At 48.4% G+C, this 2,712-nt stretch carries 2 protein-coding genes and 1 pseudogene; 2 read left to right on the top strand and 1 reads right to left on the bottom strand.

Features of this window, described 5'->3' with window-relative positions:
* Both LUQ50_RS08410 and thsA read left to right on the top strand, forming a co-directional pair.
* The coding region (locus LUQ50_RS08410; RefSeq protein ID WP_300039080.1) for a TATA-box-binding protein at positions 1 to 468 on the top strand (468 nt) is incomplete at its 5' end.
* Between the two features lie 210 nt (positions 469 to 678).
* Positions 679 to 2,331: a thermosome subunit alpha gene (gene thsA, locus LUQ50_RS08405; protein ID WP_300039077.1), complete on the top strand. Its 1,653-nt coding sequence runs from the start codon at positions 679 to 681 to the stop codon at positions 2,329 to 2,331.
* Positions 2,332 to 2,498: 167 nt separating this feature from the next.
* Here thsA and LUQ50_RS08400 read toward each other — a convergent pair.
* Positions 2,499 to 2,712: pseudogene (locus LUQ50_RS08400) on the bottom strand (MFS transporter); the annotation flags it as partial.

The following is a 2,712-nucleotide window of genomic DNA, read 5'->3' as shown; positions in this document are numbered from 1 at the left end:
GTATCCACAACTATTGACAACTGTGAACTCAATAAAAAGCGCTTTCCTGGTGCTGTATACCGGATTACCGATCCAAAAATTGCGGTTCTCGTATTTGCTTCCGGAAAGGTGGTAATAACCGGAGTAAAGAACCATGCGGATCTCGCCCGGGGTATGGAGATTCTCCTGAAGAAGATGAAAGAGGTCGGAGTTCTCTGTCTGGATACCCCGACTGTTGCAATAACCAATATGGTCTGCTCGTATGACACGGGCAATAAGATCAACCTGAATAAGATGGTTGTGGCTCTGAGTCTGGAAACTATCGAGTATGAACCAGAACAGTTTCCGGGACTGGTATACCGTATCCCTGACTCAAAAATTGTCGCCCTCATCTTCTCATCCGGTAAAGTGATTCTCACCGGAGGGAGAACTATGAAAGAAGTAGAGGACGGTGTTACCTACCTGGAGCAGAAGATCGGAAGTCTGTAATGATATCCGGGTTTGAAAACCTTCATTCACGTTTTAGTAGTCTGGGAGGATAATTAGGGAAAATCTCCCGTGATGATGCAATCACTGCATATGTTCAGGTATGAATGGGAACTTTCTTCGTTTCCGGGAGAGAGTCCCGTAGGGTACAACTAATACAACTTGTTTTATAGTCCCTCAAAACAACTCTTTCTATATCGAAGTGATCAAGGAATGTCAACTCAACTAGGTGGACAACCAGTTTATATACTCTCTCAGGGAACCACACGAAATCGTGGCCGTGATGCACAGATTATGAACCTCACCGCTGCCAAAGCGGTCTCAAATGCAGTACGGAGCACACTCGGACCCAAAGGGATGGACAAGATGCTTGTCGATTCTATCGGTGATGTAGTCATCACCAATGACGGGGTTACCATCCTCAAAGAGATGGATATCGAACATCCTGCTGCAAAGATGATGGTAGAGGTAGCCAAAACGCAGGATGATGAGGTTGGCGACGGGACGACAACTGCTGTTGTTCTTGCCGGAGAACTCCTCAAACGTGCAGAAGGGTTGCTTGAACAGAGCGTCCACCCGACGGTTATTGTGCAGGGATATCGGATGGCTGCAGAAAAAGCCCAGGAGATAATTCAAAAACTTGCTATTCCGGTCAGAGCTAATGATGAAAAGATCTTTAAAAAGATTGCAGATACGGCAATGACCGGGAAGGGTGCAGAAAAAGCCAGAGATGTCCTCTGTGACCTAGTTGCCAAAGCAGTAGTTATGGTAGCAGATCCTGATGGAACCGTGAATCCCGATAATATCAAGATAGAGAAAAGAGTCGGTGGTTCTATTGAATCATCCGAGATAATCCGCGGGATTGTTCTTGAGAAGGAACGTGTTCACCCAGGAATGCCGACAACTGTCAGCAAGGCGAAGATTCTGCTTCTGAACGTTTCAGTCGAGTACACAAAGACTGAAGTATCAGCTGAGATCACCATCACCCGGCCTGACCAACTGCAGGCATTTCTGAATGAGGAAGAACGGATCCTCAAGGGGATGGTGGATAAGATCATCAAGGCCGGTGCCACGGTTGTCATCTCCCAGAAGGCTATCGATGATATTGCCCAGCACTATCTGGCTAAAGCCGGAATTCTTGCAGTAAGGCGGGTAAAAAAGAGCGACATGGACAAACTGGCACGGGCAACCGGTGCTCCGGTCGTCTCCAGCATTGATGCAGTTTCACCCAAAGAACTTGGATATGCCGGGTTGGTTGAGGAACGGAAAGTATCCGGCGAAGAGATGATCTTTGTTGAACAGTGTAAAAATCCAAAAGCGATCTCAGTTATCCTCCGCGGTGGCACCGAACATGTGGTTGATGAACTTGACCGTGCTCTTGAGGACGCGATCCGGGTCGTCTCGGTTGTGCTTGAAGATAAGAAGTATGTCGCCGGAGGCGGAGCCCCTGAAGTTGAACTCTCGCTCAGGCTCAAGGATTATGCTGCGACGGTGGGCGGACGGGTCCAACTCGCGATAGAAGCGTTTGCAGCAGCGTTAGAGATCATCCCCAGGACTCTTGCCGAGAATGCCGGGCTTGATCCTATCGATATGCTTGTTGCTCTCCGGGCTGCTCATGAGAAGGGTCAGAAGAATGTCGGCCTGAATGTCTTTGAGGGAACCGCTGTTGATATGTCTAAGCAGGGAGTTATCGAACCGCTCCGTGTCAAAACCCAGGCGATCAAGAGTGCAACCGAAGCAGCCGGGATGATTCTCAGGATCGACGATGTTATTGCCTCTGCAAAATCAGCTGCACCTCCAATGCCACCCGGTGGAATGGAAGGGATGGAAGGCATGGGCGGTATGCCACCTGGCATGGGAATGTAATTCCCCTTTTTTGAGTGTAACGTTTTGTCAGATACTCTGTCCAGTTTCTCTGGTAACGATGTATTCGCTATTGCTTCAGTTTCAGCTAGTCTATCAGCACCTGATCTCTGGTATGTACTAGTTCATATTCCGGATGAGTAAACTGATGAACAAACGTTATCCCGTTTCTATCCAATATCCCGTTTTATCATGAAGAAGACTCCGCATGCCAGGACCGAGACGAAGGCCGGAACAATCGGTGCCATCTCCTGATAATTCTCATACGCCCATCCAACCAGTACTCCGCCTATAAAGAACCCTGCACCATAGACCGTATTGAATATGCCAAATGCTGTTCCCCGCTTCGAAATGTGGATCCGGTCAGCAATTACCGCACGGAGT

The organism is Methanospirillum sp. (genome assembly GCF_028679455.1).
GTDB lineage: Archaea > Halobacteriota > Methanomicrobia > Methanomicrobiales > Methanospirillaceae > Methanospirillum.
Note: the sequence above shows the minus strand (reverse complement) of the source record. Positions and strands in the feature narration are given on the sequence as shown.

Coding starts and splice junctions, on each gene's coding strand:
- thsA (WP_300039077.1), top strand. CDS start 679: ATGTCAACTCAACTAGGTGGACAACCAGTTTATATACTCTCTCAGGGA.